Below are 24,519 nucleotides of genomic sequence, written 5' to 3'. Positions count from 1 at the left end.
CGTAAGAGGTGGAGCAGGTGATTCACGCCACGACTGCGGCGCCTGCCATGCTGGCTGCGGATCACCCCGGAGACAGCCCGCGCAACGACACGGAACGGGACACATGACAGCGGAAGTGAAGGCCGTCACCACACCGGCGTCGCCTCCCCTGACGGAGCGCCAGGAGGCACGCCGCCGCCGGATCCTGCACGCGAGTGCCCAGCTGGCCAGCCGGGGCGGCTTCGACGCCGTCCAGATGCGCGAGGTCGCGGAGGCGGCCGGCGTGGCGCTGGGCACGCTCTACCGCTACTTCCCGTCCAAGGTGCACCTGCTGGTCGCCACCATGCAGGACCAGCTCCAGCACATGCACACCACGCTGCGCAAGCGCCCGCCGGCCGGTGACGAACCGGCGGCCCGGGTCGCGGAGACCCTGATGCGCGCCTTCCGCGCGCTCCAGCGGGAGCCGCAGCTGGCCGACGCGATGGTGCGGGCACTGACCTTCGCGGACCGCAGCGTGAGCCCCGAGGTCGACACCGTGTCCCGCCTGACCACGGCGATCATCCTGGACGCCATGGGCCTTGAGCACCCGCCGACGGCGCAGCAGCTCTCGGCGGTCCGGGTCATCGAGCACACCTGGCACTCGGCGCTGATCACCTGGCTGTCGGGCCGCGCCTCGATCGCCCAGGTCAAGATCGACATCGAAACGGTCTGCCGCCTGATCGACCTGACGTCCCCGGAAAAGTCCTGAACCGACCGCTGTCGGCGGGGCGGGGGCGGAGGCTCCGGCCGGACGGGGGTGGAAGGCGCGGCGGCGGTTGTGGGGGTCGGTGTCCGCGTCGGTCGGGATCAGAGATGTCCTGGGGGTTTCCCGTCAGTCCCATCGTCTCTCCGTGTCGTCCCCCAAGGGCGCCCCTTCGTCGCGTCACTACGTGATGTCGCTGCGCTCCACCCTTGACCGACCGTCCCCCCGGAAATACGAAAGACTGCCGGCAAACCCCCAAAGGAACGGGCCGGGGGATCGAGCAGGAGACGGGGCGGCCAGCGATGCGCGGGCAGAGCCCAGGGCGCCACTAATCGCTACGCGCTCCTCGACAACGGCGTCAGCGAGCCCGTGTGGCTGGCCATAAGCCGCCGTCAATCGCTACGCGCTCCTGTCAGACGGCGCGCGCGGGCCCCTGTGGCTGGGCATAGGCCGGCAGTCGCAGGAACGCCTCAGCCCGTCCAACGGTGGCACCTGCGTTACGGCTGGCACTCGAAAGGGGTCAGTCCCGGGGTAATCGACAAGTAATGCTACTTGAATTACTACCAGCAGACGAAGGCGCTCGCCACGGTGAAGCTCACGGGCGGTACGCGTCACGCCCGGGCAGAGGTTCCGATCGCCGCACCAAGCAGCAACTCTTCGGAGTGTGCGATAGGTTGGTGAGTCACTCCGGGGCTGTCCGGCTGCCCGTGCAGCCCGGAGTGACGCCACCTCCACGTCGGGCTCACCCATCGAACGGGGGAAGAACAATCACACCCTTGACCCGTGCTCGCGTCGCGCCTGTCGCCGCGTCTCTCGGAGCAGGCCTTCTACTTGGCCTCGCGGGCCCCGTTGCCGGGAAATGGGACAATCCATTTTGCGTCGCCGTGAGTATTGTTTTTTCCAGCGGCTGGCCGTGGGCCTGCTACGCATTGATGGTGGGCTATTCCCGTCGATCCAAGATCGAGTCGGCATTGCTGGCCTCTTTGGGGTTGGCCATCGGCGTGGTCACGTACTACGTTTTCAAGGATATGAATCCCACCATTCCTGCGGGAATGGAAGCAGCCACCTCCGTTCCGGCCGGAATGGAGCCTGACACCTCCGGCCAGGGGAAGATTCTTCTGTGGGGAACAGCAGCCTTCGTGTTCGGCGCGCCCGTGGGACTCATGGGGAACGTAGCGCGAACGCCCGGAGTCGGTGGCCTTCTGTTCCGTCTGGTTGTTCCTCTCACCGCCTTCTTCGAGGCGACTCAGCGGTTGAGGGTGGAGGCCGACTCGGAGGGGGCGGTATTCGCTCTGAGCTGGAACGTGACTCGCGTCGGGGCATGCGTCGCCGCCGTGGCTCTCGTCGGACACACGGTGTGGAGCCGGCGCGCCCGGCACGGCCGAGCCGACGGGTCGGCAGAAGCCGCCGCGCCCGTCCGGCGTCTCTGACCCCTGGTCCGCCGGGAGAGGGTGGGGCTTCGCGCGCCGAGCGGCTATCTCGGTGGACAGGGGTCGGCGGGCTGTTCGATAGTCCCGCCCATGGCTTCTCTCGTACGACACATAACAGTTGACTGCTCCGACGCCTACGGCCTCGGGCGGTTCTGGGCCGCCGTCCTGGACGGTTCTCTCGCCGACGACGACTTCCCCGGGGACCCCGAGGCGCTGGTCACGGCTCCCGGATCGACGCTGCTCTTCGTGACGGTTCCCGACGCCAAGAGCGCCAAGAACCGTGTGCACGTGGACCTCCAGCCGCAGGACCGCACGCGCGACGAGGAGGTGGAGCGCATCGTCGCCCTGGGCGCCACCGTCGTCGGCGACCACCGCAGGCCGGACGGGACCGGGTGGGTGACGCTCGCCGACCCCGAGGGCAACGAGTTCTGCGTCGAGCGGAGCGCCGCGGAGCGGAAGTGACCCCGCGTGCGCGTCTTCGTGAACCGGGTCTTCGAGGACGGGCGGGTCGCTTTCCGCTGCACTGACGGGCACGGAAGCGCGGTCGCCCACTGGATGGGCGACCGGCTTCCCGCACCCGGCACCGACGCCTTCGTGGAGCTCACGGTCCCCGGCCCCCTCACCGAGTGGGGTCCCGCGCCGCCGACGGCCGCGTACGACCTGCAGCTCGGTCCGGCCGGCGTGGTCGTCACCGGTGAGGTGCTGAGCGTCGGCGGGCACGGGGACCCCGCGGTGGTACTCAGGGTCGGTTCGGACGTGGTGCTGGTCGAAGTCACCTGCCGTGGCGCCGGGTTGAGAATCGGCCGGCGCATCTCCTTCGTGCCGCCCCGGCTTGAGGTGTACCCGTACGGGCTCTGACGGCCCCGGCCGTGGGGCGTGGGCCCCGCCCCCGCCCCCGCCCCACGGCCACGCTACTCCTCCGGCGGGAAGACCGGTTCGCCGGTGCCGGCCAGGGTGATCATGATGGCTTCGACCGGGCAGCCCTCCGCCGCCGTGAGCACCGGTTCGCTCGCGTCCGACTGCGGGCGGCGCGGGTGGGACTGGCGGGCCGAGTCCAGGACGAAGCCGTCCGGGGCGTGGTTCACGCACATGCCCGAGCCGATGCACACTCCCCGGTCGACCTCGACCTGCCAGCGGTCGCCCATCAGGCACCGGCCTCGTAGCCCGCGGGCAGGTGGATCATCTTGTGCTCCAGGTACTCGCTCAGGCCCTCCGGGCCGAACTCCCGCCCCAGCCCGCTGTTCTTGTAGCCGCCGAACGGTCCCAGCATGTCCAGGCTGAAGGTGTTCACGTTGAAGGTGCCGGTGCGGATCCGCCGGGCGAAGTCGATGCCGTGCTCGACGTCGCCGGTCCAGACGCTGCCGCTGAGGCCGAAGTCGGAGTCGTTGGCGACCCGTACGGCCTCCGCCTCGTCCCCGTACGGGATCAGGCAGACGACCGGGCCGAAGATCTCCTCGCGGGCGATCCGCATGGTGTTGTCGACGTCGCCGAAGAGCGTGGGCTCCACGTACCAGCCCTGGTCGAGTCCCGCCGGGCGGCCGCCGCCCGCCAGGACCTTCGCGCCCTCCTCCTGGCCGATGCGGATGTAGTCCAGGGAGCGCTCCTGCTGCCGCCGGGCGACGAGCGGGCCGAGCTGCGTCGCCGGGTCGAGCGGGTCTCCGACGACGAGGGCGCCGGCCGCGGCCGCGAGGGCCTCGGCGACCTCCTCGTAGCGGCTGCGGGGGGCGAGGATGCGGGTCTGGGCCACGCACGCCTGGCCGTTGTTCATCCAGGCGGCGGGCACGATCCCGGCAACCGCGGTCTCGACGTCGGCGTCGGGGAGGACGACGGCGGCGGACTTGCCTCCGAGTTCGAGGGTGACCCGGGTGAGGTTGCGGGCGGCGACCTCCATCACGCGCTTGCCGGCGGCGACCGAGCCGGTGAAGGCGACCTTGTCTACGCCGGGGTGGCCGACGAGGTACTCGCTGACCTCGCGGTCGGCGGGGAGGATCGACAGCACGCCTTCGGGCACCCCGGCCTCGCGCGCGATGTCGGCGAGGATGTAGGAGTCCAGCGGCGCCTCCGGGGAGGGCTTGAGGACCACCGTGGAGCCGGAGAGCAGCGCCGGCGCCAGCTTGGCGGCCGCGACGAACTGCGGGACGTTCCACGGGATGACGGCGGCGACGACGCCCACGGGCTCGCGGCGCACCAGGATCGGGCCGAGCACGCCCTGGCGGTGCTCCTCGTAGGGGTAGTCGCGGGCGACGGTGATCGCGGCGTCGTAGACCATCATCGGGCCGAGGGCCTGGGCCAGGACGCTCCAGGAGTAGGGGGAGCCGTTCTGGGAGCTGATCGAGCGGGCGATCTCCTCGTGGCGGACGGCGATGGCGTCCTTGATGCGGGAGACGACCGCGATGCGCTCCTCCAGCGTCATCCGCGGCCAGGGCCCTTCGTCGAAGGCTTGGCGGGCGACGGCGACGGCGCGGTCGACGTCCGCCTTCGACGCGTGCGGGACGGAGCCGATGACCTGCTCGGTGTGGGGGGAGACGATCCGGATCCTGTCGGTGCCCAGCGGATCCGTCCACTCACCGCCGATGAACAGTTTTCCGTGTTCCACGAGCTCCGTCATGGCTGAGGCCTCCTGCGGCTTGGCGTTCCCGAACTGATACCAGTTCTAGTTCCAGGAGTCCACGGCCAGGACGGAAGAGCGAAAAGATCCAACGACTGGCCAGAATCCCGTGGAGATGGTCGACTTGGGCTACTACTGGAACGCGTTCTCGTCGGAGGACGGCGGTCGACAGGCGGAGGGCTCATGCCGCAGGACACGTCACAGGTCACCGATCACGGCGGAGGCGTGTGGGGGATCAAGGTGCCCATCCCCGACAACCCTCTCGGACACACCCTCGTCCACGTCCTCGACACCGACCGCGGCCCGGTCCTCGTCGACACCGGCTGGGACGACCCCGAGTCCTGGGACACCCTCGTCGCCGGCCTCGCCGCACTCGGCATCGCGATCGCCGACGTCCACGGCGTCGTCATCACCCACCACCACCCCGACCACCACGGGCTGTCCGGCCAGGTCCGCGAGGCGTCCGGCGCCTGGATCGCCATGCACGCCGCCGACACCGAGGTCGTCGTACGCACCCGATCCTCCGAGCCCGGGGTGTGGTTCGACTACATGAGCACGAAACTCGCCGCCGCCGGAGCCCCCGAGGAGCACATCGCCCCGCTGCGCGCCGCCCGCGCGAGCGGCCGCGCACGGACCCTGCCCGGACTGCGCGCCGCCGTCCCCGACCGGGAGATAGTCCCAGCCGAGCTGCTCCCCCTCGCCGGACGCCGGCTGCGGGCGATCTGGACCCCCGGCCACACCCCCGGACACGTCTGCCTGCACCTGGAGGAAGAGCATCCGGCGAACCTCCCCGGCAACGGCCGCCTCTTCTCCGGCGACCACCTGCTGCCCGGGATCTCCCCGCACATCGGCCTCTACGAGGCGCCCGAGGACCCCCGCGTCACCGACCCCCTCGGCGACTACCTCGACTCCCTCGAACGCATCGGCCGCCTGGCGCCCGCCGAGGTGCTGCCGGCCCACCAGCACGCCTTCACCGACGCGCCCGCCCGCGTCCGGGAACTGCTGGACCACCACGACGAACGCCTGTCGGGGCTGTGGGCGCTGCTGGCCGAGCCGCTGACCCCGTGGGGGCTCGCGGAGCGGATGGAGTGGAACCGGCCCTGGGAGCAGATCCCGTACGGCTCCCGCAACATCGCCGTCTCGGAAGCGGAGGCGCATCTGCGGCGGCTGGTGAAGCAGGGCCGCGCCGAGGCGGTCCCGGGAACCGACCCGGTGACGTACCGCGCGGTCTGAGCGGGATCCTGCCGGTCCGCCGGCATGTCACGCCGGGCCCGGCATGACCGGAGGAGAGGCCCCCGGGGCCGGGGCCGCCGGCGCGGCACGGCCGGGCACCGGGCCCGGCCGTGATCCGGCCGACACCCCCCGGGCCCGGGGGCTACGGGCCGGTAGAGTGAGGCGGTCGTCCACACCCCGTACGGGGGGAAGCCGGTGCGATTCCGGCGCTGACCCGCAACCGTGACCCGCCCCCGGCACCATCCGGGCGGGAAGCCGGAATGCCCCGTACCGGAGTGCGCGGCTCGTGCCGCCGGTTCTCCCGGCGGCCGGCACCGTCGAGGAAAACGGAGCCGGAGCCCGGTGCCTGTGCGTGCCTGCCCCGGTCTCCCCAGCAGGAGAGGCACCCTCCCCATGACCGTCCGCCGCAGCGCCGCCGCGCTCGCCGCCTCCGCCGTGCTCTGCGTGGGTGCCGCCCCCGCAGCCCTCGCCGACACCGCTCCGCCCTCCCCCTCCGCACCCCCGGTCATCCCCTCCGGGCTCTACGGCAAGAAGGACCCCGGCTTCGACGGCGTGTGGCGGCAGTCCTTCGCCCTGCTCGCCCAGGACACCGTCGGCGTGAAGCCCGCCGCGCAGGCCGTGGACTGGCTGGTCGGCCAGCAGTGCGCGAACGGTTCCTTCGCCGCCTTCCGCGCGGACACCACCAAGGACTGCGACGCGACGGCGTACATCGACTCCAACGCGACGGCCGCGGCCGTTCAGGCGCTGACCGCGCTCGGCGGCCACGACGACACGGTGAAGAAGGCCGTCGGCTGGCTGAAGTCCGTCCAGAACGAGGACGGCGGCTGGAGCTCCAACCCCGGCGGCGCCATGGACAGCGGCACCGACGCCAACTCGACCGCCATCGTGATCAGCGCCCTGACCGCGGCCGGCGAGAAGCCGGCCGAGACGAAGTCGAAGGCGGGCAAGTCCCCGTACGAGGCGCTGCTCTCCTTCCAGCTGGGCTGCGACGCCGAGCCGGCCGCCGACCGGGGCGCCTTCGCGTTCCAGCCGGTCGACGGCAAGCTGCTCGCGAACGCCGATGCCACGGCAGCGGCGACGCTGGCCGGTCTCGGCACGGGCACGGCCGTCGTCCCGTCCGGTACGGACACCCCCGCGACCCCGCTGACCTGCCCGGCAGCGGCCGGCGCCGACCCGGCGGCCGGCGTCGCGGCCGCCGCCCAGGGCGCGGCGGGCTACCTGGCCGAGGCCCTCAAGAAGGACGGCCACCTGACGGCCGTGACCCCGGGTGCGGACCAGCCGACGGCGGACACCGGCAACACCGTCGACGCGGTGATCGCCCTGGCCGCGGCCGGGCACAAGCAGTCGGCGGCGGGCGCGCTGGAGTGGCTGAAGTCGAACTCCGCCGAGTGGTCCAAGGACTCCCCGGCGGGTCTGGGCACTCTGATCCTGGCCGCGCACGCCACGGGCACCGACCCGAAGTCCTTCGGCGGCACCGACCTCGTGGCCGCGCTGAACGCGACGGGCCCGGCCCCGCAGGGCGCGGACACCGGTGCGACCGAGGTGGAGAGCGAGAAGGCCGAGCCCTCCGGCGGCCAGAACCTGTGGTGGATCATCGGTGCGGGCGCCGCGGCCGGCGTGGGCATCGGCATCCTGCTGAGCGGCCGCCGGAAGAAGAACCGGCTCTGATGCGCCGCCGCCTGCCCGCCGCGACCCTCGCCCTCGCCCTCGCCCTCGCCCTCGCCCTCGGCACCGTCCTGGCCCTGCTGGCCGCCGCTCCGGCCCTGGCGGCCGGCTACCGCTACTGGTCATTCTGGGACGGCGCGGCGGGCGGCCAGTGGTCGTACGCCACGCAGGGGCCGTCGCTGGCCCGCCCCGCGGACGGCTCCGTCCAGGGGTTCCGCTTCGCGGTGAGCAAGGACGCGGCGGCCGAGGCGGCCAAGCCGCGGGTCGCGGCCGACTTCCAGGCCGTGTGCGGGGCCACCGCTGCGGTGGAGGGCCGCAAGCGGGTGGCCCTCGTCATCGACTTCGGTGTGCAGGCGGACGCCCCGTCGGGCGAGGTCGCACCGCAGGAGGCCCCGCGCACGGCATGCGCGCAGGTGGCGCCGGAGGCCACGACGGCCGAGGCGCTGGCGGCGGTCGCGAAGCCACTGCGCTACAACAGCGCGGCGCTGTTGTGCGCGATCGCGGGCTACCCGCAGCACGGCTGTGGTGAGCAGATGGCCGACACCGGTGCGGCGCAGCCGTCCGCCGCACCGTCCGGGTCCGCCCCGGGCGGCGGTGGCGGCGGCCCGTCCGCCGGACTGCTGGCGGGCATCGCCCTGGTGGCGGTCCTGGCCGCCGCGGGCGTCTGGCAGTCCCGCCGCCGGGGCCGATGACGCACCCCGCGACCGGCCCCACCGCAGGACCCGCCGGAAAACCGACCGCAGGACCCGCCGGCGGACCTGCCGGAGGACCCACCGGAGCCGCACCCGCCCCCGTGCCCCCGCCCCGCCGGAGCGGGCCCGGGGCGGCGGACTCCCCGCGCCGGTCGTCGTACGAACGATGGAAGGCGCCGCAGGGCAGCCGCGCCACCGCCCTGCACGCGGGGGCCTGGTGGCTGTGGGCCCTCGGGCTCGCCACCGCCGCGTCGCGCACCACCAACCCGCTCGTCCTCGGGCTGATCGTCGGCGTCGCCGGTTTCGTGGTCGCGGCCCGCCGCACGGACGCGCCCTGGGCCCGTTCCTACGGGGCCTTCCTCAAGCTCGGCCTGGTCGTCGTCGGCCTGCGCCTGCTCTTCTCGATGCTCCTGGGCTCGCCCATCCCGGGTACGCACGTCCTCTTCGTCCTCCCCGAGGTGCCGCTGCCCGCCTGGGCGCAGGGCATCCGCTTCGGCGGCAGGGTCACCGCCGAGCAGCTCGTCTTCGCCTTCTACGACGGCGCGAAGCTCGCCGCGCTCCTCGTCTGCGTCGGCGCCGCGAACGCCCTCGCCAATCCGGCCCGGCTCCTGAAGTCCCTGCCGGCCGCCCTGTACGAGGCCGGGGTCGCCGTCGTCGTCGCCATGACCTTCGCGCCGAACATGGTCGCCGACGTGATGCGCCTGCGCACCGCCCGCCGCCTGCGCGGACGCCCCACGGGCGGGATCAAGGCGGTCCTCCAGATCGGCCTGCCGGTCCTGGAGGGCGCCCTGGAGCGTTCGGTCTCCGTCGCGGCGTCGATGGACGCCCGCGGCTACGGCCGTACGGCGCAGGTACCGCCGGCCGTCCGGCACACCACCACCGTCCTCACCCTGGGCGGCCTGCTCGGGATGTGCGCGGGCACGTACGGTCTGCTGGCCGCGCAGGGCGCCTCGTACGGGCTGCCCGTGCTCGGCATCGGCGCGGCGTCTGCCCTGGCAGGTCTGCGGCTGGGCGGCCGCCGGTCGGTGCGCACCCGTTACCGGCCCGACCGGTGGGGTGCGCGTGCCTGGCTGGTCGCCGGTTCCGGGGCGGCCGTCGCGGGCCTGCTGATCCGGGCCGGCGGTGTCGACCCTGCCGGTCTGCACCCGGGCGTGGTCCCGCTGGTGGCGCCCACGCTGCCGTTGTGGCCGGCGGCCGCGGTCCTGATCGGCCTGCTGCCCGCCTTCGTGGCCCCCGTACCGCCGAAGGAGGCGTCGCAGTGATCCGGTTCGAGCAGGTGTCGGTCACCTATGACGGAGCGGAAGGCCCCTCGGTGCAGGGCGTCGACCTGGTGGTCCCGGAGGGCGAGCTGACGCTGCTGGTCGGCCCGTCCGGGGTCGGCAAGTCCACCTTGCTGGGGACGGTCTCCGGGCTGGTCCCGCACTTCACGGGCGGCACCCTGCGCGGCCGGGTCACGGTCGCGGGCCGTGACACGCGTACGCACCGGCCGCGCGAGCTCGCGGACGTGGTGGGCACGGTGGGCCAGGACCCCCTCGCGCACTTCGTGACGGACGTGGTGGAGGACGAGCTGGCCTACGGGATGGAGTCCCTGGGCCTGCCGCCCGCGGTGATGCGGCGCCGGGTGGAGGAGACCCTCGATCTGCTGGGCCTGAACGAGCTGCGCGACCGGCCGATCACGACGCTGTCCGGCGGCCAGCAGCAGCGGGTCGCGATCGGGTCGGTGCTGACCACGCACCCGAAGGTGCTGGTGCTGGACGAGCCGACGTCCGCGCTGGACCCGGCGGCGGCCGAGGAGGTCCTGGCGGTCCTCCAGCGGCTGGTCCACGACCTGGGCACCACCGTGCTGATGGCGGAGCACCGGCTGGAGCGGGTGGTGCAGTACGCCGACCGCGTCCTGCTGCTGCCCGCCCCCGGCGCGGCCCCGGTCCTGGGCTCCCCGGCGGAGGCGATGGCCGTCTCCCCGGTCTGCCCGCCGGTGGTCTCCCTGGGCCGCCTCGCGGGCTGGTCCCCCCTCCCCTTGTCGGTCCGCGACGCCCGCCGCCTGTCCGCACCCCTGCGGGACCGCCTGTCGCACACGGCGGGCTCCGCGCCCGGCAACCCAGCCCCGCCGGCGTTTGAGGCGCGGGGTGCGGGGCGGAGCCCCGGCCTTTCAGCCCCGCCGGCGTTTGAGGCGCGGGGGTCCGGGCGCGGCGCCCCCGGCGGCGACGCCGCACCGCGGCTGCTCAGCCGCCTGCTGGGCCGGAGCAAGCCGAAACCCGCCGAGCCCGCCGCAGGCGACACCGCTCGGGCCCGGAACCTCGGCGTCCGCCGCGGCCGCACCGACGTGCTGCGCGCCGTCGACCTCACGGTGGCGCCCGGCGAGACCATCGCCCTGATGGGCCGCAACGGCGCCGGCAAGTCCACCCTGCTCGCCGCCCTCGTCGGTACGCTCGCCCCCGCCACCGGCGAGGTGACCGTCGGCGGCCGGACCCCGCACCGCACCCCGCCGCCCGAGATGGTGCGCCACGTCGGCCTCGTCCCGCAGGAGCCGCGCGACCTGCTCTACGCCGACACCGTGGCCGCCGAGTGCGCCGCCGCCGACTCCGACGCCGGCGCGCCCCCCGGCACCTGCCGCGACCTCGTCGCCGGCCTGCTGCCGGGGGTGCCCGGCGATGTCCATCCCCGGGACCTCTCGGAGGGGCAGCGCCTGGCGCTGGCCCTCGCGCTGGTCCTCACGGGCCGCCCCGCCCTGCTGCTCCTCGACGAGCCCACCCGCGGTCTGGACTACGCCGCCAAGGCCCGCCTGATCGAGATCCTGCGCGGCCTGGCCGCCGACGGGCACGCCGTCGTCCTGGCCACGCATGACGTGGAGCTCGCCGCCGAACTGGCCGATCGCGTGGTGATCCTGGCCGGCGGGGAGGTGGTCGCGGACGGCCCGACGGCGGAGGTCGTGGTCTCCTCGCCCGCCTTCGCCCCCCAGGTGGCGAAGGTGCTGGCGCCGGGCCACTGGCTCACGGTGCGCCAGGTCGCCGAGGCCCTCGATGCGGAGCGGACCCGATGAGCCGCCTCGCGAGCCGCCCGGTCCGGATCGGCCCCCGGGCCGCCGCCGCCCTGATCCTCGTCTCGCTCATCGGCGTCGCGGCCTTCGGGTGGCCGCTGCTCGCCGACCGCCAGTCGGGCCTGGCCCACTCCCAGGACGCCCCGTGGCTGTTCGCGGCGCTGCTGCCGCTCCTCGTCGCCGTCGTCGTGGCGACGATCGCCGACAACGGCATGGACGCGAAGGCGGTGGCCATGCTCGGCGTGCTCGCGGCCGTCGGGGCGGCTCTGAGGCCGCTGGGCGCGGGCACGGCCGGGCTGGAGCCGATGTTCTTCCTGATGGTGCTGAGCGGCCGCGTCCTGGGTCCGGGCTTCGGTTTCGTCCTGGGCTCGGTGACGATGTTCGCCTCGGCCCTGCTGACGGGCGGGGTCGGGCCGTGGATGCCGTTCCAGATGCTGGCGATGGGCTGGTTCTCGCTGGGAGCCGGGATGCTGCCGGGTCCGGAGCGGATCCGGGGCCGGGCGGAGCTGCTGATGCTGGCCGCGTACGGCTTCGCCGGCTCCTTCGCGTACGGGGCGGTCATGAACCTGCAGGGCTGGGTGATCATCCAGGACCTCACGCTGGGCATCTCCTTCCATCCGGGGGACCCGCTGGCCGCGAACCTCGCGAGGTTCGTCGCGTACTACCTGGCGACCTCGCTGGGGTGGGACCTGGGCCGGGGGACGCTCACGGTCGTACTGACGCTCGCGCTCGGGGGCACCCTGCTCAGGGCGCTGCGGCGGGCGACTCGCAAAGCTGCCTTCGACGCCGCCGGCTCCTTCGATTCCGGGGGCGTGGAGGCCCGTGAACCTGCCACCGACGGGTGTGCCGGCCGACCACCGAGGGTGAGTTCCGGGGGCTTGGCCGGTGAGGCGGCCCACAGGACGCAGGTCACATACGAGGGCGGGTAGTGGACCCCACAGGGCCGGTAAGGGCGCATTCGCCCGGTTTGAGCGGGGGTCGACGGTCCCGACGTGCGGGGTGGGCTAGTAGACGGCGTCTTTGCCAGGGCGTCGGGGCGTCTGTAGAACTGGATGAGTCGCAGGGCGGCAGGGGTACTCCACCCGCCGCCGACGAACCTCTCTCCCTCGCGTGAGTGGCTCACGCATGTCCTCGACATGCCCGCGACCGCCCTTGCCCCCTTCGGAAGGTTCATCCGTGTCCAACGCCGTCATCCGCCGCATCGCCGCTTCCAAGAAGGCCCTCGCGGGTTCCGTCCTCGCCCTGGGCGTCGCCGGTTCCATGCTTGCCGCGGTCCCCGCGCAGGCCGCTCCGACGGGCGCGAAGGCGATCGCGCAGCAGATGATCAAGGACCCGGCGCAGTTCGCGGCCTTCGACAAGATCGTCTCGCACGAGAGCGGCTGGAACCCGTCCGCGACGAACGCCTCCTCCGGCGCGTACGGCCTGGTCCAGGCTCTGCCGGGGTCGAAGATGGCCTCCGCGGGCGCCGACTGGAAGACGAACCCGGCCACCCAGATCAAGTGGGGCCTGGACTACATGAACGAGCGCTACGGCAGCCCGGTCCAGGCGTGGAACTTCTGGCAGGCCAACCACTGGTACTAAGCCACAGCACACGCTGCCGCAGCAGTAGCAGTAGCAAGACGTTCGAAGGCCCCGGTGGCCGGCCTCCCCAGGTCCGGCCCCCGGGGCCTTCTGCATCCCATCCCACGGGATCGCGGGCGCCTGCGCGCGGGGGGTGTGCGCGCGTGCGCGGTCAGAGGCGCTGGATGATCGTCCCGGTCGCCAGTGCGCCGCCTGCGCACATGGTGATCAGGGCGAACTCCTTGTCGCGGCGTTCCAGCTCGTGCAGTGCGGTGGTGATCAGGCGGGCGCCGGTAGCGCCGACGGGGTGGCCGAGGGCGATGCCGCCGCCGTTGACGTTGACCTTCTCCATGTCCTGGTCGAAGACCTTGGCCCAGCTGAGGACGACGGAGGCGAAGGCCTCGTTGATCTCGACGACGTCGATGTCCTTGAGCGACATCCCGGCCTTGCCGAGCACGGCCCGCGTCGCGTCGATCGGCCCGTCCAGGTGGTAGTGGGGGTCGGCGCCGACGAGCGTCTGGGCGACGATCCGGGCGCGCGGCTTGAGCTTGAGGGCGCGGGCCATCTTGCGCGAGGCCCACATCACGGCGGCGGCTCCGTCGGATATCTGCGAGGAGTTGCCCGCGGTGTGCACGGCGGTGGGCATGACCGGCTTGAGCCGGGCCAGGGCCTCCATGCTGGTGTCGCGCAGGCCTTCGTCCCGGTCGACCAGGCGCCACATGCCCTGGCCGGCGGCCTGCTCCTCCTCCGTGGTGGGCACCTGCACGGCGAAGGTCTCGCGCTTGAACCGCTCCTCGGCCCAGGCGGTCCGGGCCCGTTCCTGGGACTGCAGCCCGAGGCGGTCGACGTCCTCACGGGTCAGGCCGCGGTTGCGGGCGATGCGTTCGGCGGCCTCGAACTGGTTGGGGAGGTCGACGTTCCACTCGTCCGGGAAGGGCTTGCCCGGGCCGTGCTTGGAGCCCGAGCCAAGCGGCACGCGGCTCATGGCCTCCACCCCACAGGCGATGCCGATGTCCATGACACCGCCGGAGATCATGTTGGCGACCATGTGGTTGGCCTGCTGGGAGCTGCCGCACTGACAGTCCACGGTCGTCGCCGCCGTCTCGTACGGAAGCCCCATGGCGAGCCAGGCGTTGCGGGCGGGGTTCATGGACTGCTCGCCGGCGTGGGTGACGGTACCGCCGACGATCTGCTCGACGCAGTCCGGCTGGATCGCGGTACGGGCGAGGAGTTCGCGGTAGGTCTCACCGAGCAGGTAGGCGGGATGGAGGTTGGCGAGCGCGCCTCCGCGCTTGCCGATGGGTGTGCGTACGGCTTCGACGATGACGGGTTCCGCGGCCATGAGCTCGTCCTCTCCTCCACAGCGCCAGCGCGGCGGGCCGTCCCGGCGCCCCGCCCCGAACTAGTACGCGTTCTAGTTCTATCCGCAGTCTTATGACCTGGGGCCCCGGCACGCAAGGGTCTTGCACGCGGCCTGCACGGATTCCACACGCAACAGTTGGCGCGCCGCCCCTTGTCACTTCTAGAACTCGTTACTACCTTCGAGCCAACTTCTGATGGTCCATCAGACTTTGGAGTTGCCCGATGTCCTGCCCCGCGCTCCCCGACGGCTTCGACGCCACCGACCCCGACCTGCTCCAAAGCCGGGTCCCGTACCCGGAGTTCGCGCAGCTGCGGCAGACCGCACCCGTGTGGTGGTGCCCGCAGCGGCGGGGGGTCACCGGTTTCGACGACGAGGGCTACTGGGCCGTGACCCGGCACGCGGACGTCAAGTACGTCTCCACGCACCCCGAGCTGTTCTCCTCGACCACCAACACCGCGATCATCCGCTTCAACGAGCACATCCAGCGTGATGCCATAGATGCCCAGCGGCTGATCATGCTGAACATGGACCCGCCGGAACACTCCCGCGTACGCCAGATCGTGCAGCGCGGCTTCACCCCGCGGGCCATCCGCGGCCTGGAGGAGGCCCTGCGCGACCGGGCCCGGAAGATCGTCGAGGAGGCCGCGTCGGCGGCCGCCGACGGCAGCTTCGACTTCGTCACGCAGGTGGCGTGCGAGCTTCCGCTGCAGGCCATCGCCGAGCTGATCGGCGTACCGCAGAAGGACCGGGCGAAGATCTTCGACTGGTCGAACAAGATGATCGCCTACGACGACCCGGAGTACGCGATCACGGCCGAGGTCGGCTCCAACGCCGCCATGGAACTCATCGGTTACGCGATGAACCTGTCCGCGCAGCGCAAGGAGTGCCCGGCCCAGGACATCGTCACCCAGCTGGTCGCGGCCGAGGGCCAGGGCAACCTCGGCTCCGACGAATTCGGCTTCTTCGTGCTGCTGCTGGCCGTCGCGGGCAACGAGACCACCCGCAACGCCATCAGCCACGGCATGCACGCCTTCCTCACCCACCCCGAGCAGTGGGAGCTGTACAAGGCGACCCGGCCGTCCACGGCCGCTGAGGAGATCGTCCGCTGGGCCACCCCGGTGGTGTCCTTCCAGCGCACCGCCACCCAGGACACCGAGCTGGGCGGCCAGAAGATCAAGGCGGGCGACCGGGTGGGGATGTTCTACTCCTCCGCCAACCACGACCCGGAGGTCTTCGAGAACCCGGACGTCTTCGACATCACCCGCGATCCGAACCCGCACCTGGGCTTCGGCGGCGGCGGCCCGCACTTCTGCCTCGGCAAGTCCCTCGCCGTGATGGAGATCGACCTGATCTTCAACGCCCTGGCCGACGCGCTGCCCGACCTGCGGATGGCCGGGCAGGATCCGCGCCGCCTGCGCGCGGCCTGGCTCAACGGCATCAAGGAGCTCCGGGTCAGCCACGGCTGACCGGTGACCCAGGACGGCAGGGGCCGCTCCTCCCACGCCCCGGCCCCTGCCGTCCCCCGGTCGCCCGGCCCCGCCGTTCGAGTGGCGGACCCACCGACCGGGGTGATCCTCGCTCACAGCGGCGCCCCTTCGGCCCGCGCCGGGCGCGCCCCGGATCAGCGTGTGCGCAGGATCGCGCAGGTCGTGGTGGCGTGGGCGTACAGCTTGCCGTCGTGCGTGCCCGTGACCCGGGCCTCGGCGGTGGCCGTGGTCCGCCCGACGTGCAGGGCGGTGCCCTCGCAGCGCAGGGCGGGGGTGTCCGCCATGACCGGCCGGATCATGTGCACCCCGAGCTGCACCGTGGTGTAGGCGGTGCCGGCCGGGAGCATGGTCATCACGGCCGAGCCGAGCGCCGAGTCGAGCAGGGTGGCCAGGAAGCCGCCGTGCACCGTCCCCATGGGGTTGAGCAGGTGGTCGCCGGGGTCGCCCTCGAAGACGGCGACGCCTTCGGCGGCCTCGGTGAGCCGGAACCCCAGGGTGCTCATCATCGACGCGCCGGGCAGTTCGCCCTTCAGGCTCGCCCGGAGGATCTCCAGGCCGCTCATGCCGAGGATCTCCGGGGTCATGTCCGGCCGTGGCTGCCAGCTGTGGGTACGGCTGCGGAGCGGGGCACTGGTGTCATACGTGGTCATGGCAACGACCCTAGGGGCCGCCCGGCCGAACGGGGAGTGTCGGATCCGGCAGCTTCCGTACGGATTCCGACAGCCCCGGCAGGGGCTGCTCGGCGCTACCGTGGAGCGGTGAAAATCGCCGTACTGGCCCTCGACGGGGTCTTCGACTCGGGCATCTCGGCCGTCCTGGACGTGCTGCACACGGCCGATGCGCTGCGCCGCCGGGTGGCCGGAGCACCGCCGCCGGCCTTCGACATCGTGACGGTGGGCGTGCGGCGCCGGGTCCGCACCGGCCTCGGCCACCGCATCGACACCGCTCCGGCCGCCGTGGCCGAGGACGCGGACCTGCTGGTGGTGCCCGCGTTGAGGGAACGCCGCCCGGAGGCCCTGGTCGAGGCCGTCGCGTCGGCCGCGTACCGCCCGGCCCGCCGGATCCTGGCGGAGGCCCGCGAGCGCGGCACCCCGCTCGCCACCTCCTGCACCGGAACGTTCCTGCTGGCCGAGGCCGGAGTGCTGGACGGGCAGCGGGCGACGACCAGCTGGTGGCTGGCCCCCCTCTTCCGGGACCGCTACCGCCGGGTCACGCTGGAGGAGACGCGCATGGTCGTCAGCTCCGGCGGGGTGACCACGGCGGGCGCCGCGTTCGGCCACCTCGACCTGGCCCTGTCGATCGTCGGGGCGCGCAGCCCCGCCCTCGCGGACCTGGTCCGCCGCTACCTCGTCGTCGACGACCGGGCCTCGCAGGCCGCGTACGCCATCCCCAGCGCGCTGGCCCGCCACGACCCGCTCGTCGCCGCCTTCGAGCAGTGGGCGCGGACCCGCCTCGCCGAGCCGGCTCCGATCGCGGACGCGGCCCGGGACCTCGGCGTCAGCGAGCGCACCCTCCAGCGCGCGGTCGCCCGTACGCTCGGCCGCACGCCGGTCGGGCTGGTGCAGGACCTGCGTGTGGAACAGGCCGAACACCTGCTGCGCACCACGGCCCTGCCGCTGGCGGCGGTAGCCCGGCGGGTCGGGTACGAGAGCCCGGGGCCGCTGCGCACGCTGCTGCGCAGGCGGCGCGGCGGTGGCTGACGGGCTGCCCTCAGGGGCGCGACCGCGCGACGGGCTGGGCGGCGGGTGCCGTGTCGGGCGTGTCGGGCGCCTCCCGTTCCGCGCCGTCGGCGCGCTGCGCCGGGACGCTCACGTGCAGGCCGCGCGGCCCGGACAGCGCGTGGACGAGCCCGAAGCCGGCGGCGACGACGGCCGCTCCGCCGACCGCGTCCAGCACCCAGTGGTTGGCGGTGGCGACGATCGCGCACACCGTGATCAGCGGGTGCAGTGCCCCGAGCAGCTTCTGCCAGCCCTTCGGGGCCAGCACCACGATCACGATCCCGCACCACAGCGACCAGCCGAAGTGCAGCGAGGGCATCGCCGCGTACTGGTTGGAGATCGCGGTCATCGCCCCGTACGACGGGTTGGCGAGGTCCTGGGGACCGTGCACGGTGTCGACGAAGCCGAGGCCCGGCATCAGGCGCGGCGGTGCGAGCGGGTAGAGCCAGAAGCCGGCGAGGGCGAGGACGGTGGCCAGGCCCAGGGAGGCGCGGGCCCAGCGGTAGTCGCCGGGGCGCCGCCAGTACAGGACCGCCAGGATCGTCAGCGGGACCACGAAGTGGAAGGAGGTGTAGTAGAAGTCGAAGAAGGCCTCCAGCCAGGGTGTGTCCACCACGGCGTGGTTCACGGCGTGCTCGATGTCGATGCCCAGCGCCCGCTCGATGCCCAGGATCTCGCTGCCGTTGCCCTCGGCGAGGGAGCGGCTGGTGGGCGCGGCAGCCCGGATGTGGGAGTAGAGCGAGTAGCCGACCCGTATCAGCAGCAGTTCCAGCAGGAGGTTCGGGCGGGACAGCACGCGCCGCCAGAACGGCAGCAGCGGCACGCGCGACCAGCGGGCCTGCGCCGGCCGCCCGTAGTCGGTGGGGACGGGGTCACGCCAGTACGGCGACGAGCGCGGCAGGAACGGCACCGCGCAGGCCGCGGCGACCGCGGTGAGCAGCAGCACGTTGTCGCGTAGGGGGGCCAGCGCGGTCAGGTTCGGCAACAGGACCGTGCTCGGCAGGGTCATGGCGAGGACGACGGCGACCGGCCACACGCGCCGGTCGGCGGCGCGCTTGCCGATCTTGCCGGCGACGGCGAGCAGCACCCACAGCAGCTGGTGGCGCCAGCCGGTCGGGGACACGGCGACGGCCACGCAGCCGGTGACGGCGACGGCCAGCAGCAGCTGGCCGTCGCGGGCGTAGCGGACCGCGCGGCGCAGGCCGGACCAGACGATGAGGCCCGCGAGGGCGGCGTACAGCAGGACCTCGGCCGGCCCGGTCAGGCCGAGGCGCAGCAGCGCGCCGTGCACGGACTGGTTGGCGAGGCCGTCGGGGGCGCCGCCGAGGCCGGTGCCGGCCAGGTGGTGCACCCAGTACGTCCAGGAGTCGCGCGGCAGGGCCGCCCACGACAGCGCGGTGGCGGCGGCGAAGGTCACGGCGGCGGTCCGCGCGGCGGGGCGGCGTCCGGTCAGCCACAGCAGCGGGGCGAAGAGCAGCAGGGCCGGCTGGAGCGCGGCTGCGAGGCCGACGAGGAAGCCCGCGGGCCGGTCGCCGGGGACGCGGAAGACGGCCAGGAGCACCAGCAGGACGGGAACCACGGCGGTCCGGCCGGGTGAGGCGGCCTCGCGGACGGGCAGCGAGACCATCATCAGGGCCGTCAGGACGGGCGCGGCGAGCAGCGCGGTGCGGCGCGGCACGGGGTCGGGCAGGCCGCGGGCGGCGACGAGCCCCATGGCGGCGACGAACAGCAGCGTCACGCAGGTCCAGGCGACCTCCAGGGAGGGCGCGGCGAGGCCGACGAGCGGCTTGAGGACCAGCCCGGCGAAGGGGGTGCCGGCGAACTGTCCGACGTCGTAGACCGAGGTGACCGCACCGCCGCCGGAGCCGCCGCCCGAACTCGGAAGGCTGCCGGGGAGGTGGAGGCCGCCCAGCCACTCGGCGGGTGGCACGCGCAGCACCGCGGCGGCCTGTCTGACGGCGAGGGCGCCGGCCAGGGCCCACAGGAGGAGACGCGCCGCGCCGAGCCTGCTGTTACCGCCTATGACCCCGGCATGTCCGTCCGCTGTGCTGTGCTCTGCCGCGTTCGCCACGCCTCGCCGGCCTCCCGCCGTGTTGACCGCAACCCCGACTTCGCCTGGCTGCCGCGCTCCGTTACCCGCACGACGATATCCCCCGAAGGGTCCCTAGGATGGCTCCCATGAGCATCGTGAAGATCAACGCACTGACGGTTCCCGCCGAGCAGCGGGAGGTCCTGGAACGGCGCTTCGCCTCGCGCGCCGGGGCGGTGGAGAGCTCGGACGGCTTCGAGTGGTTCGAGCTGCTGCGCCCTGTGGAGGGCACCGACCAGTACCTCGTCTACACGCGGTGGCGGTCGGAGGAGGACTTCCAGGCGTGGATGGAGGGGCCGATGAAGGCCGCTCACCAGGGTGGCGGCGGCGAAGGCGGGCCGGCGGGCGCGGAGCGGCCGAAGCCGGCGGCCTCGGCTTCGACGGTGTGGTCGTTCGAGGTCGTGCAGCAGGCGGCGCCGAAGAAGGCCTGACGCTCAGGCGCTGCCAGGACCCCGGGCGGGTCCGGGGTCCGGACGGTCGTCTCGGGGTCGGCACGGGCCGCGGGATCAGGGTCGGTCAGCTCCAGAAGGCGTCTTCCTCGTCGATGTCCGCGGTGCACTGGTCGATGTCGGTGATCTTGTGGCCGACGATCGTGAAGAAGAGTCCTTCGCGGATCTCGATGCCGCGGTCGCCGCGGTCACCGCGCGCCGTGTGGAAGCTCATCACGTGCCCGCGGCCGTCCGCGAGCACCGATTCCAGGTGCACCTGGAAGGTGCCGTTCGTCTCCTCGCCGAGGCGGCGGTAGAAGTCGAGGACCTGCTCCCGGCCCTTGTGGTGTCCGGACATGGGGTTGTTGCCGGGCACGTGGTGGATGACGTCGGCGGTCATGAGCGCGGCCAGCGCGTCCATGTCGCCGTTGCCGAAGGCCTCGTAGCCGCGGCGGATCAGGGCACAGTCCGGATGCTCTGCCATGGCGTTTCACACCCTCCGGGTCAGCAGAATTGCCGTTTTTCCTATCATCGGCCCGCCAATGTGGATATTCCACGCGGGACATCGCGCGCGAACTCCACAATGACGCCATGACCACTCACAGCGACACTCACAGCGAACAGCGCACCCCCTCACCCGCCTGGGCCGTGTCCCCCGAGCCGTTCAGCACGAGCGATGCCACCCGGCTGCGCCGCGCCTACTACGCCGAGGTCGCCGGCCGGTACTGGAAACGCGAGGTCACCGAGGCCGAGATCGACCAGGGGCTGCTGGACTTCCCTGACGACGGGCTGGAACCGCCGACGGGCCAGTTCGTCGTCGGCCGCCTGGACGGCGAGGCACTGGCGTGCGGCGGCATCCGCCTGCTCGACGCGGTGACCGCCGAGCTCACCAGGGTGTACGTCGACCGGCGCGCCCGCGGCACCGGCGGCGGGGCGGCCTTGCTCGGCGCCCTGGAGGCGCAGAGCCGTGCGCTGGGCGCCGAGCGGATCCGGCTGGACACCCGGTCGGACCTCGTGGAGGCCCGCGCGTTGTATGCGCGTCACGGCTATGCGGAGATACCCGCGTACAACTCCGGCCCGTATGCGGAGCACTGGTTCGAGAAGCGCCTGGTCTGAGGACCGACCGTCGAGACACCGCCTAGCGGGCGGCGTGGTCGCGCCGGGGCTCGGCGTCGTAGGGCTCCTCGGCGTCGGATCCGCAGAGCTCTGTGTTGATCTCCGCGACCAGTTTGACGAGGTCGGTCGGCCGGTCGGGGCCCCACCAGTCGCCGAGCAGTTCGGCGAGGGACTCCTGCCGGGCGTCGCTGAGCTTCGCGGCGGCCTCGCTGCCCCGCTCGGTCAGGACCAGCGGAAGGCCCTCCCGGACGGCGAGTCCGCGCTCCTCGATCTGGCGGGCGGCGTCCGTGATGACCTTCAGCGGCACGTTGACGCGCTCGGCCAGCAGTGCGGGTTCCGCGGAGCCGTATTTGTTGATCCGCAGCAGCAGCCAGCTGGAGGCGGGCAGCAGGTCGTAGCCGGCCTTCTCGGTGATCTTCTCGTAGACGTGGCGTCGGCCTTCGCGGGTGCCGAGGACGGTCAGCGCCCGGGCGACCTCGTCGTGGGAGGAGCGGTGGACGGGGTTGGAGGCCAGGGTCTCGGTCACGTCGGGTGCGGTGACGGAGGCACGGAGCTTGTCCTCCTTCAGGAGGCAGGCGAGCAGGAAGGCGATCAGGACGACGGGGACGGCGTAGAGGAAGACGTCGGTGATGGCGGTGGCATAGGCGTCGAGGACGCGCGGGCGGAGGTCGGCGGGGAGGGCGCCGATGGCCCGGGGGTCCGCCTCCAGCTGGGGGATGCCGGCGTCGGCGGGCAGGGTGACGCCGGCCAGGGAGGTGGCCAGTTTGTCGTCGAGCTGGTTGGTGAAGACCGTGCCGAAGATCGCGACGCCGAAGGAGGCTCCGATGGAGCGGAAGAAGGTGGCACCGGAGGTGGCGACGCCGAGGTCGGCGTAGCTGACGGCGTTCTGCACGACGAGGACGAGGACCTGCATGACCAGGCCGAGCCCGGCGCCGAAGACGAAGAAGTAGAGGCTCATCTCCCAGGTGGAGCTGGTGCGGTGCAGCTGGTGGAGGAGGAGCAGGCCGATGGCGGTGACGGCGGTTCCGGTGATCGGGAAGATCTTCCAGCGGCCGGTCCGGCTGACGATCTGGCCGGAGGCGGTGGAGGAGATCAGCATGCCGATGACCATCGGCAGCATGTGGACGCCGGACATGGTCGGTGAGACGCCCTGGACGATCTGGAGGAAGGTCGGCAGGTAGACCATCGCACCGAACATCGCGAAGCCGACGACGAAACTGATCGCCGAGCAGAGGGTGAAGGTGCGGATGCGGAAAAGGCCCAGCGGCAGGACGGGTTCAGCGGCCTTGCGCTCGACGAGGAGGAAGGCGGCGAGGAACACGACGCCGAGGACGGCGACGCCGATGATCCGGGCCGAGCCCCAGCCCCAGGTGGAGCCGAGGGAGGCGACGAGCACGAGGCAGGTGGCGACGCATGCGATGAGGAAGGTGCCGAGGTAGTCGATGGTGTGCTTCGAGGGGCGTGCCGGTATGTGCAGCGCGGCGGCGATGACGACGAGGGCGACGAGACCGATGGGGATGTTGATGTAGAAGACCCAGCGCCAGGAGAGGTTGTCGACGAACACGCCGCCCAGCAGGGGGCCCAGCACGCTGGTCGCGCCGAAGACGCCGCCGAAGAGGCCCTGGTACCTGCCGCGTTCGCGGGGCGGGACGAGGTCGCCGACGATCGCCATCGACAGCACGATCAGCCCGCCGCCGCCCAGGCCCTGCAGGGCTCGGAAACCGATGAGCTGGGGCATGTCCTGGGCCAGTCCGCACAGGGCCGACCCGATCAGGAAGAGGACGATGGCGTACTGGAAGAGCTTCTTGCGGCCGTACTGGTCGCCGAGCTTGCCCCACAGGGGGGTGGCGGCGGTGGCGGCGAGCATGTAGGCGGTGACGACCCAGGACAGGTGGGCCATACCGCCGAGGTCGCTGACGATGGTCGGCAGGGCGGTGGAGACGATGGTCTGGTCGAGTGCTGCGATCAGCAGGCCCAGGAGCAGTGCGCCGATGGGGACGAGCACCTCGCGGGCGCTGTGCTCGCCGGCGGGGCCGGTCTTCTGCGGGCCGGGAAGGGGGTCCACGGCACCCTTGGTCGCGTCCTGAGCCATCGATTCCTCCTCCGGCCGGATCAACACCTCCATCCTGAGCGGTGTGTCCGGTTATGGCCTCTCGGGCGGTTGGGAGGGCCGCGGCGGGTCTGCATAATCGCAGGCAATAAGCCAGGGAGGGAGTCCCAGTGAACGGTGAGCACTGTCCAAATTGCGACGCTGCCGGCGCCGCCTGCGGGTGTGCGCCGGGTGTGGGGTTCAACCCTCTGCGCATCCGTCCGTACGTGACGTTGTCCGACCCCGGCGAGCTTCCCGCGGGGGCCGAGCAGCCGTCGCCGCAACCCGTGTCCGGTGTGGTGACTCCCCCGCCGATACCTGCGCCGCACCCGGTGACGGAGGCGGAGGACGACACTCCGGCATACGGGCTACCCGTGGCGCCTGCGGCCGGGCCGTGGCAGGACGGCCCCTGGCAGGCGGGCCCGGCGCACACGCCGCACCCGGCGGAGACGATGCAGCTCCGCACGGCGTCAGCGGCGGACCTCGCGTCGGGCCCGGTCCACGGCGGAGAACAAGGGGAATGGGGCGGGGGTGGGGGCGGGGGCCCGCAGGAGCGGTCCGGCTCCGCTTCCCGCCGCCGGCCGCTGGCGCTGCTGATCGGAGCCGCGGCGACGGTGGCCCTCAGCGGCACGGCCGTGGCGGTGTGGGTGCTGCCCGCTTCCACGGACGGCGATACGACCCTGCTGGACGCGAAGGCCTCGGCGCCCGCCGTGAGCGCCGCTCCGGTCGCGCCGAGCGCGAGCAGCGCGTCCCCGTCGGCGTCCAAGTCGCCGACCGCCTCGAAATCGGCTTCGCCGTCCGCCTCGCCGAGCGCGTCCCGTTCCGCGTCCTCCGCGCCCCCGTCGCCGAGTGCTTCGCCGAGCACGAGCCGCTCCTCCAGCCCGCCCGCGCAGGCACCGGTCCTCCGCTACGGGGATTCCGGTCCGGAGGTGGAGAAGCTCCAGCGGCTGCTGGCGGCGCAGGGGCTGTACCGGGGCAGGTTCCACGGAAAGTTCGACTGGAGGGTCGAGGAAGCCCTCTCGGAGTTCCAGTACGACCACGGGATCGACGCGCAGGAGTGGGGCGTGTACGGACCCATCACCCGCAAGGCACTGGAGGGGTAGGCCGCGGCCGGCGGGGGCGAGCAGGCCAGGGGCCGGAAACAGGGCGACAGGGGTCACACGCCCGCGAGTGGCGCAGACCCCTCGAGTTTTGTATCGTGATGGAACAAAGTGGTTCCGTCCTCACTCCCTGACCGGTGGACGGAACCACTTGTTCTCTTTTCCCGCCCGTCTGGAGCCCGT

Annotated in this window: 23 protein-coding genes and 1 riboswitch; of the genes, 16 read left to right on the top strand and 7 right to left on the bottom strand. The window is 72.7% G+C overall.

Annotated elements, in window-relative coordinates; translation table 11 throughout:
* Window positions 1-103 precede the first annotated feature (103 nt).
* The 4 genes from ACZ3X1_RS06170 to ACZ3X1_RS06155 all read left to right on the top strand — a co-directional run bounded on the left by ACZ3X1_RS06170 (window position 104) and on the right by ACZ3X1_RS06155 (window position 3,009).
* On the top strand, window positions 104-727 hold the full coding sequence (locus tag ACZ3X1_RS06170; protein WP_356810290.1) for a TetR family transcriptional regulator: 624 nt from the start codon (window positions 104-106) through the stop codon (window positions 725-727).
* 878 nt (window positions 728-1,605) lie between these two features.
* Entirely contained in the window at window positions 1,606-2,151 is a 546-nt protein-coding gene (locus ACZ3X1_RS06165; protein WP_467277108.1) for a hypothetical protein, read from the top strand.
* A 90-nt stretch (window positions 2,152-2,241) separates the two neighbouring features.
* On the top strand, window positions 2,242-2,613 hold the full coding sequence (locus ACZ3X1_RS06160) for a VOC family protein (RefSeq protein ID WP_390074800.1): 372 nt from the start codon (window positions 2,242-2,244) through the stop codon (window positions 2,611-2,613).
* Between the two features lie 6 nt (window positions 2,614-2,619).
* On the top strand, window positions 2,620-3,009 hold the full coding sequence (locus ACZ3X1_RS06155) for a hypothetical protein (RefSeq protein ID WP_467277106.1): 390 nt from the start codon (window positions 2,620-2,622) through the stop codon (window positions 3,007-3,009).
* 53 nt (window positions 3,010-3,062) lie between these two features.
* On the opposite strand, the gene ACZ3X1_RS06150 is transcribed toward ACZ3X1_RS06155, so the two are convergent.
* Both ACZ3X1_RS06150 and ACZ3X1_RS06145 read right to left on the bottom strand, forming a co-directional pair.
* On the bottom strand, window positions 3,063-3,296 hold the full coding sequence (locus ACZ3X1_RS06150; protein ID WP_467277104.1) for a ferredoxin: 234 nt from the start codon (window positions 3,294-3,296) through the stop codon (window positions 3,063-3,065).
* Window positions 3,296-4,759: an aldehyde dehydrogenase gene (locus ACZ3X1_RS06145; RefSeq protein ID WP_467277102.1), complete on the bottom strand. Its 1,464-nt coding sequence runs from the start codon at window positions 4,757-4,759 to the stop codon at window positions 3,296-3,298. Before ACZ3X1_RS06145 ends, ACZ3X1_RS06150 begins: the two co-directional genes overlap by 1 nt.
* A gap of 183 nt (window positions 4,760-4,942) precedes the next feature.
* Between ACZ3X1_RS06145 and ACZ3X1_RS06140 the strand changes: the two genes are divergently transcribed.
* From ACZ3X1_RS06140 to ACZ3X1_RS06110, 7 genes are all read left to right on the top strand, one after another.
* Complete coding sequence (locus ACZ3X1_RS06140; RefSeq protein WP_467277100.1) at window positions 4,943-5,992, top strand: MBL fold metallo-hydrolase; 1,050 nt, start codon at window positions 4,943-4,945, stop codon at window positions 5,990-5,992.
* Between the two features lie 135 nt (window positions 5,993-6,127).
* Window positions 6,128-6,229, top strand: a riboswitch (cobalamin riboswitch).
* A 156-nt stretch (window positions 6,230-6,385) separates the two neighbouring features.
* Entirely contained in the window at window positions 6,386-7,660 is a 1,275-nt protein-coding gene (locus ACZ3X1_RS06135; RefSeq protein WP_467277097.1) for a prenyltransferase/squalene oxidase repeat-containing protein, read from the top strand.
* A complete protein-coding gene (locus tag ACZ3X1_RS06130) occupies window positions 7,660-8,349 on the top strand; it encodes an SCO2322 family protein (protein ID WP_467277095.1) in 690 nt (229 codons plus the stop codon). Before ACZ3X1_RS06135 ends, ACZ3X1_RS06130 begins: the two co-directional genes overlap by 1 nt.
* A gap of 101 nt (window positions 8,350-8,450) precedes the next feature.
* The gene (locus tag ACZ3X1_RS06125) at window positions 8,451-9,611 is read left to right on the top strand and encodes an energy-coupling factor transporter transmembrane component T (protein ID WP_467277093.1); all 1,161 of its coding nucleotides are present in this window, start codon (window positions 8,451-8,453) and stop codon (window positions 9,609-9,611) included.
* Window positions 9,608-11,389: an ABC transporter ATP-binding protein gene (locus ACZ3X1_RS06120; RefSeq protein WP_356810300.1), complete on the top strand. Its 1,782-nt coding sequence runs from the start codon at window positions 9,608-9,610 to the stop codon at window positions 11,387-11,389. The genes ACZ3X1_RS06125 and ACZ3X1_RS06120 overlap by 4 nt, the downstream gene beginning before the upstream one ends.
* Window positions 11,386-12,315, top strand: coding sequence for an ECF transporter S component (locus ACZ3X1_RS06115; RefSeq protein WP_467277090.1), 930 nt, complete (start codon window positions 11,386-11,388; stop codon window positions 12,313-12,315). Before ACZ3X1_RS06120 ends, ACZ3X1_RS06115 begins: the two co-directional genes overlap by 4 nt.
* A 247-nt stretch (window positions 12,316-12,562) precedes the next feature.
* A complete protein-coding gene (locus ACZ3X1_RS06110) occupies window positions 12,563-12,967 on the top strand; it encodes an aggregation-promoting factor C-terminal-like domain-containing protein (RefSeq protein ID WP_467277088.1) in 405 nt (134 codons plus the stop codon).
* A 151-nt stretch (window positions 12,968-13,118) separates the two neighbouring features.
* Here ACZ3X1_RS06110 and ACZ3X1_RS06105 read toward each other — a convergent pair whose 3' ends face one another.
* A complete protein-coding gene (locus ACZ3X1_RS06105) occupies window positions 13,119-14,288 on the bottom strand; it encodes a steroid 3-ketoacyl-CoA thiolase (RefSeq protein WP_467277086.1) in 1,170 nt (389 codons plus the stop codon).
* 242 nt (window positions 14,289-14,530) lie between these two features.
* Between ACZ3X1_RS06105 and ACZ3X1_RS06100 the strand changes: the two genes are divergently transcribed.
* Window positions 14,531-15,775, top strand: coding sequence for a cytochrome P450 (locus ACZ3X1_RS06100; RefSeq protein ID WP_356810304.1), 1,245 nt, complete (start codon window positions 14,531-14,533; stop codon window positions 15,773-15,775).
* Window positions 15,776-15,930: 155 nt separating this feature from the next.
* On the opposite strand, the gene ACZ3X1_RS06095 is transcribed toward ACZ3X1_RS06100, so the two are convergent.
* The gene (locus tag ACZ3X1_RS06095; RefSeq protein ID WP_362627483.1) at window positions 15,931-16,446 is read right to left on the bottom strand and encodes a PaaI family thioesterase; all 516 of its coding nucleotides are present in this window, start codon (window positions 16,444-16,446) and stop codon (window positions 15,931-15,933) included.
* 108 nt (window positions 16,447-16,554) lie between these two features.
* Here ACZ3X1_RS06095 and ACZ3X1_RS06090 point away from each other — a divergent pair, with 108 nt between their 5' ends.
* Window positions 16,555-17,496 carry a GlxA family transcriptional regulator gene (locus ACZ3X1_RS06090; RefSeq protein WP_467277081.1) on the top strand — a complete coding sequence of 314 codons (942 nt, stop codon included), beginning with the start codon at window positions 16,555-16,557 and terminating at the stop codon, window positions 17,494-17,496.
* A gap of 10 nt (window positions 17,497-17,506) precedes the next feature.
* Here ACZ3X1_RS06090 and ACZ3X1_RS06085 read toward each other — a convergent pair whose 3' ends face one another.
* Window positions 17,507-19,585, bottom strand: coding sequence for a bifunctional glycosyltransferase 87/phosphatase PAP2 family protein (locus ACZ3X1_RS06085; RefSeq protein WP_467277077.1), 2,079 nt, complete (start codon window positions 19,583-19,585; stop codon window positions 17,507-17,509).
* A gap of 107 nt (window positions 19,586-19,692) precedes the next feature.
* On the opposite strand from ACZ3X1_RS06085, the gene ACZ3X1_RS06080 reads away from it, so the two are divergent.
* The gene (locus ACZ3X1_RS06080; RefSeq protein ID WP_356810308.1) at window positions 19,693-20,034 is read left to right on the top strand and encodes an antibiotic biosynthesis monooxygenase family protein; all 342 of its coding nucleotides are present in this window, start codon (window positions 19,693-19,695) and stop codon (window positions 20,032-20,034) included.
* 85 nt (window positions 20,035-20,119) lie between these two features.
* Here the strand turns inward: ACZ3X1_RS06080 and ACZ3X1_RS06075 are convergent, their stop codons facing one another.
* Complete coding sequence (locus ACZ3X1_RS06075; protein WP_356810309.1) at window positions 20,120-20,515, bottom strand: nuclear transport factor 2 family protein; 396 nt, start codon at window positions 20,513-20,515, stop codon at window positions 20,120-20,122.
* 107 nt (window positions 20,516-20,622) lie between these two features.
* Between ACZ3X1_RS06075 and ACZ3X1_RS06070 the strand changes: the two genes are divergently transcribed.
* The gene (locus ACZ3X1_RS06070; protein WP_356810310.1) at window positions 20,623-21,147 is read left to right on the top strand and encodes a GNAT family N-acetyltransferase; all 525 of its coding nucleotides are present in this window, start codon (window positions 20,623-20,625) and stop codon (window positions 21,145-21,147) included.
* A gap of 22 nt (window positions 21,148-21,169) precedes the next feature.
* On the opposite strand, the gene ACZ3X1_RS06065 is transcribed toward ACZ3X1_RS06070, so the two are convergent.
* Complete coding sequence (locus ACZ3X1_RS06065) at window positions 21,170-23,239, bottom strand: DHA2 family efflux MFS transporter permease subunit (RefSeq protein WP_467277072.1); 2,070 nt, start codon at window positions 23,237-23,239, stop codon at window positions 21,170-21,172.
* Between the two features lie 371 nt (window positions 23,240-23,610).
* Between ACZ3X1_RS06065 and ACZ3X1_RS06060 the strand changes: the two genes are divergently transcribed.
* Window positions 23,611-24,339 carry a peptidoglycan-binding domain-containing protein gene (locus ACZ3X1_RS06060; protein ID WP_467277068.1) on the top strand — a complete coding sequence of 243 codons (729 nt, stop codon included), beginning with the start codon at window positions 23,611-23,613 and terminating at the stop codon, window positions 24,337-24,339.
* Window positions 24,340-24,519 lie beyond the last annotated feature (180 nt).

Source organism: Streptomyces sp. NPDC023541 (assembly GCF_055559995.1).
The sequence above is the reverse complement of the archived record's forward strand: the minus strand, read 5'-3'. Positions and strand labels throughout refer to the sequence as shown.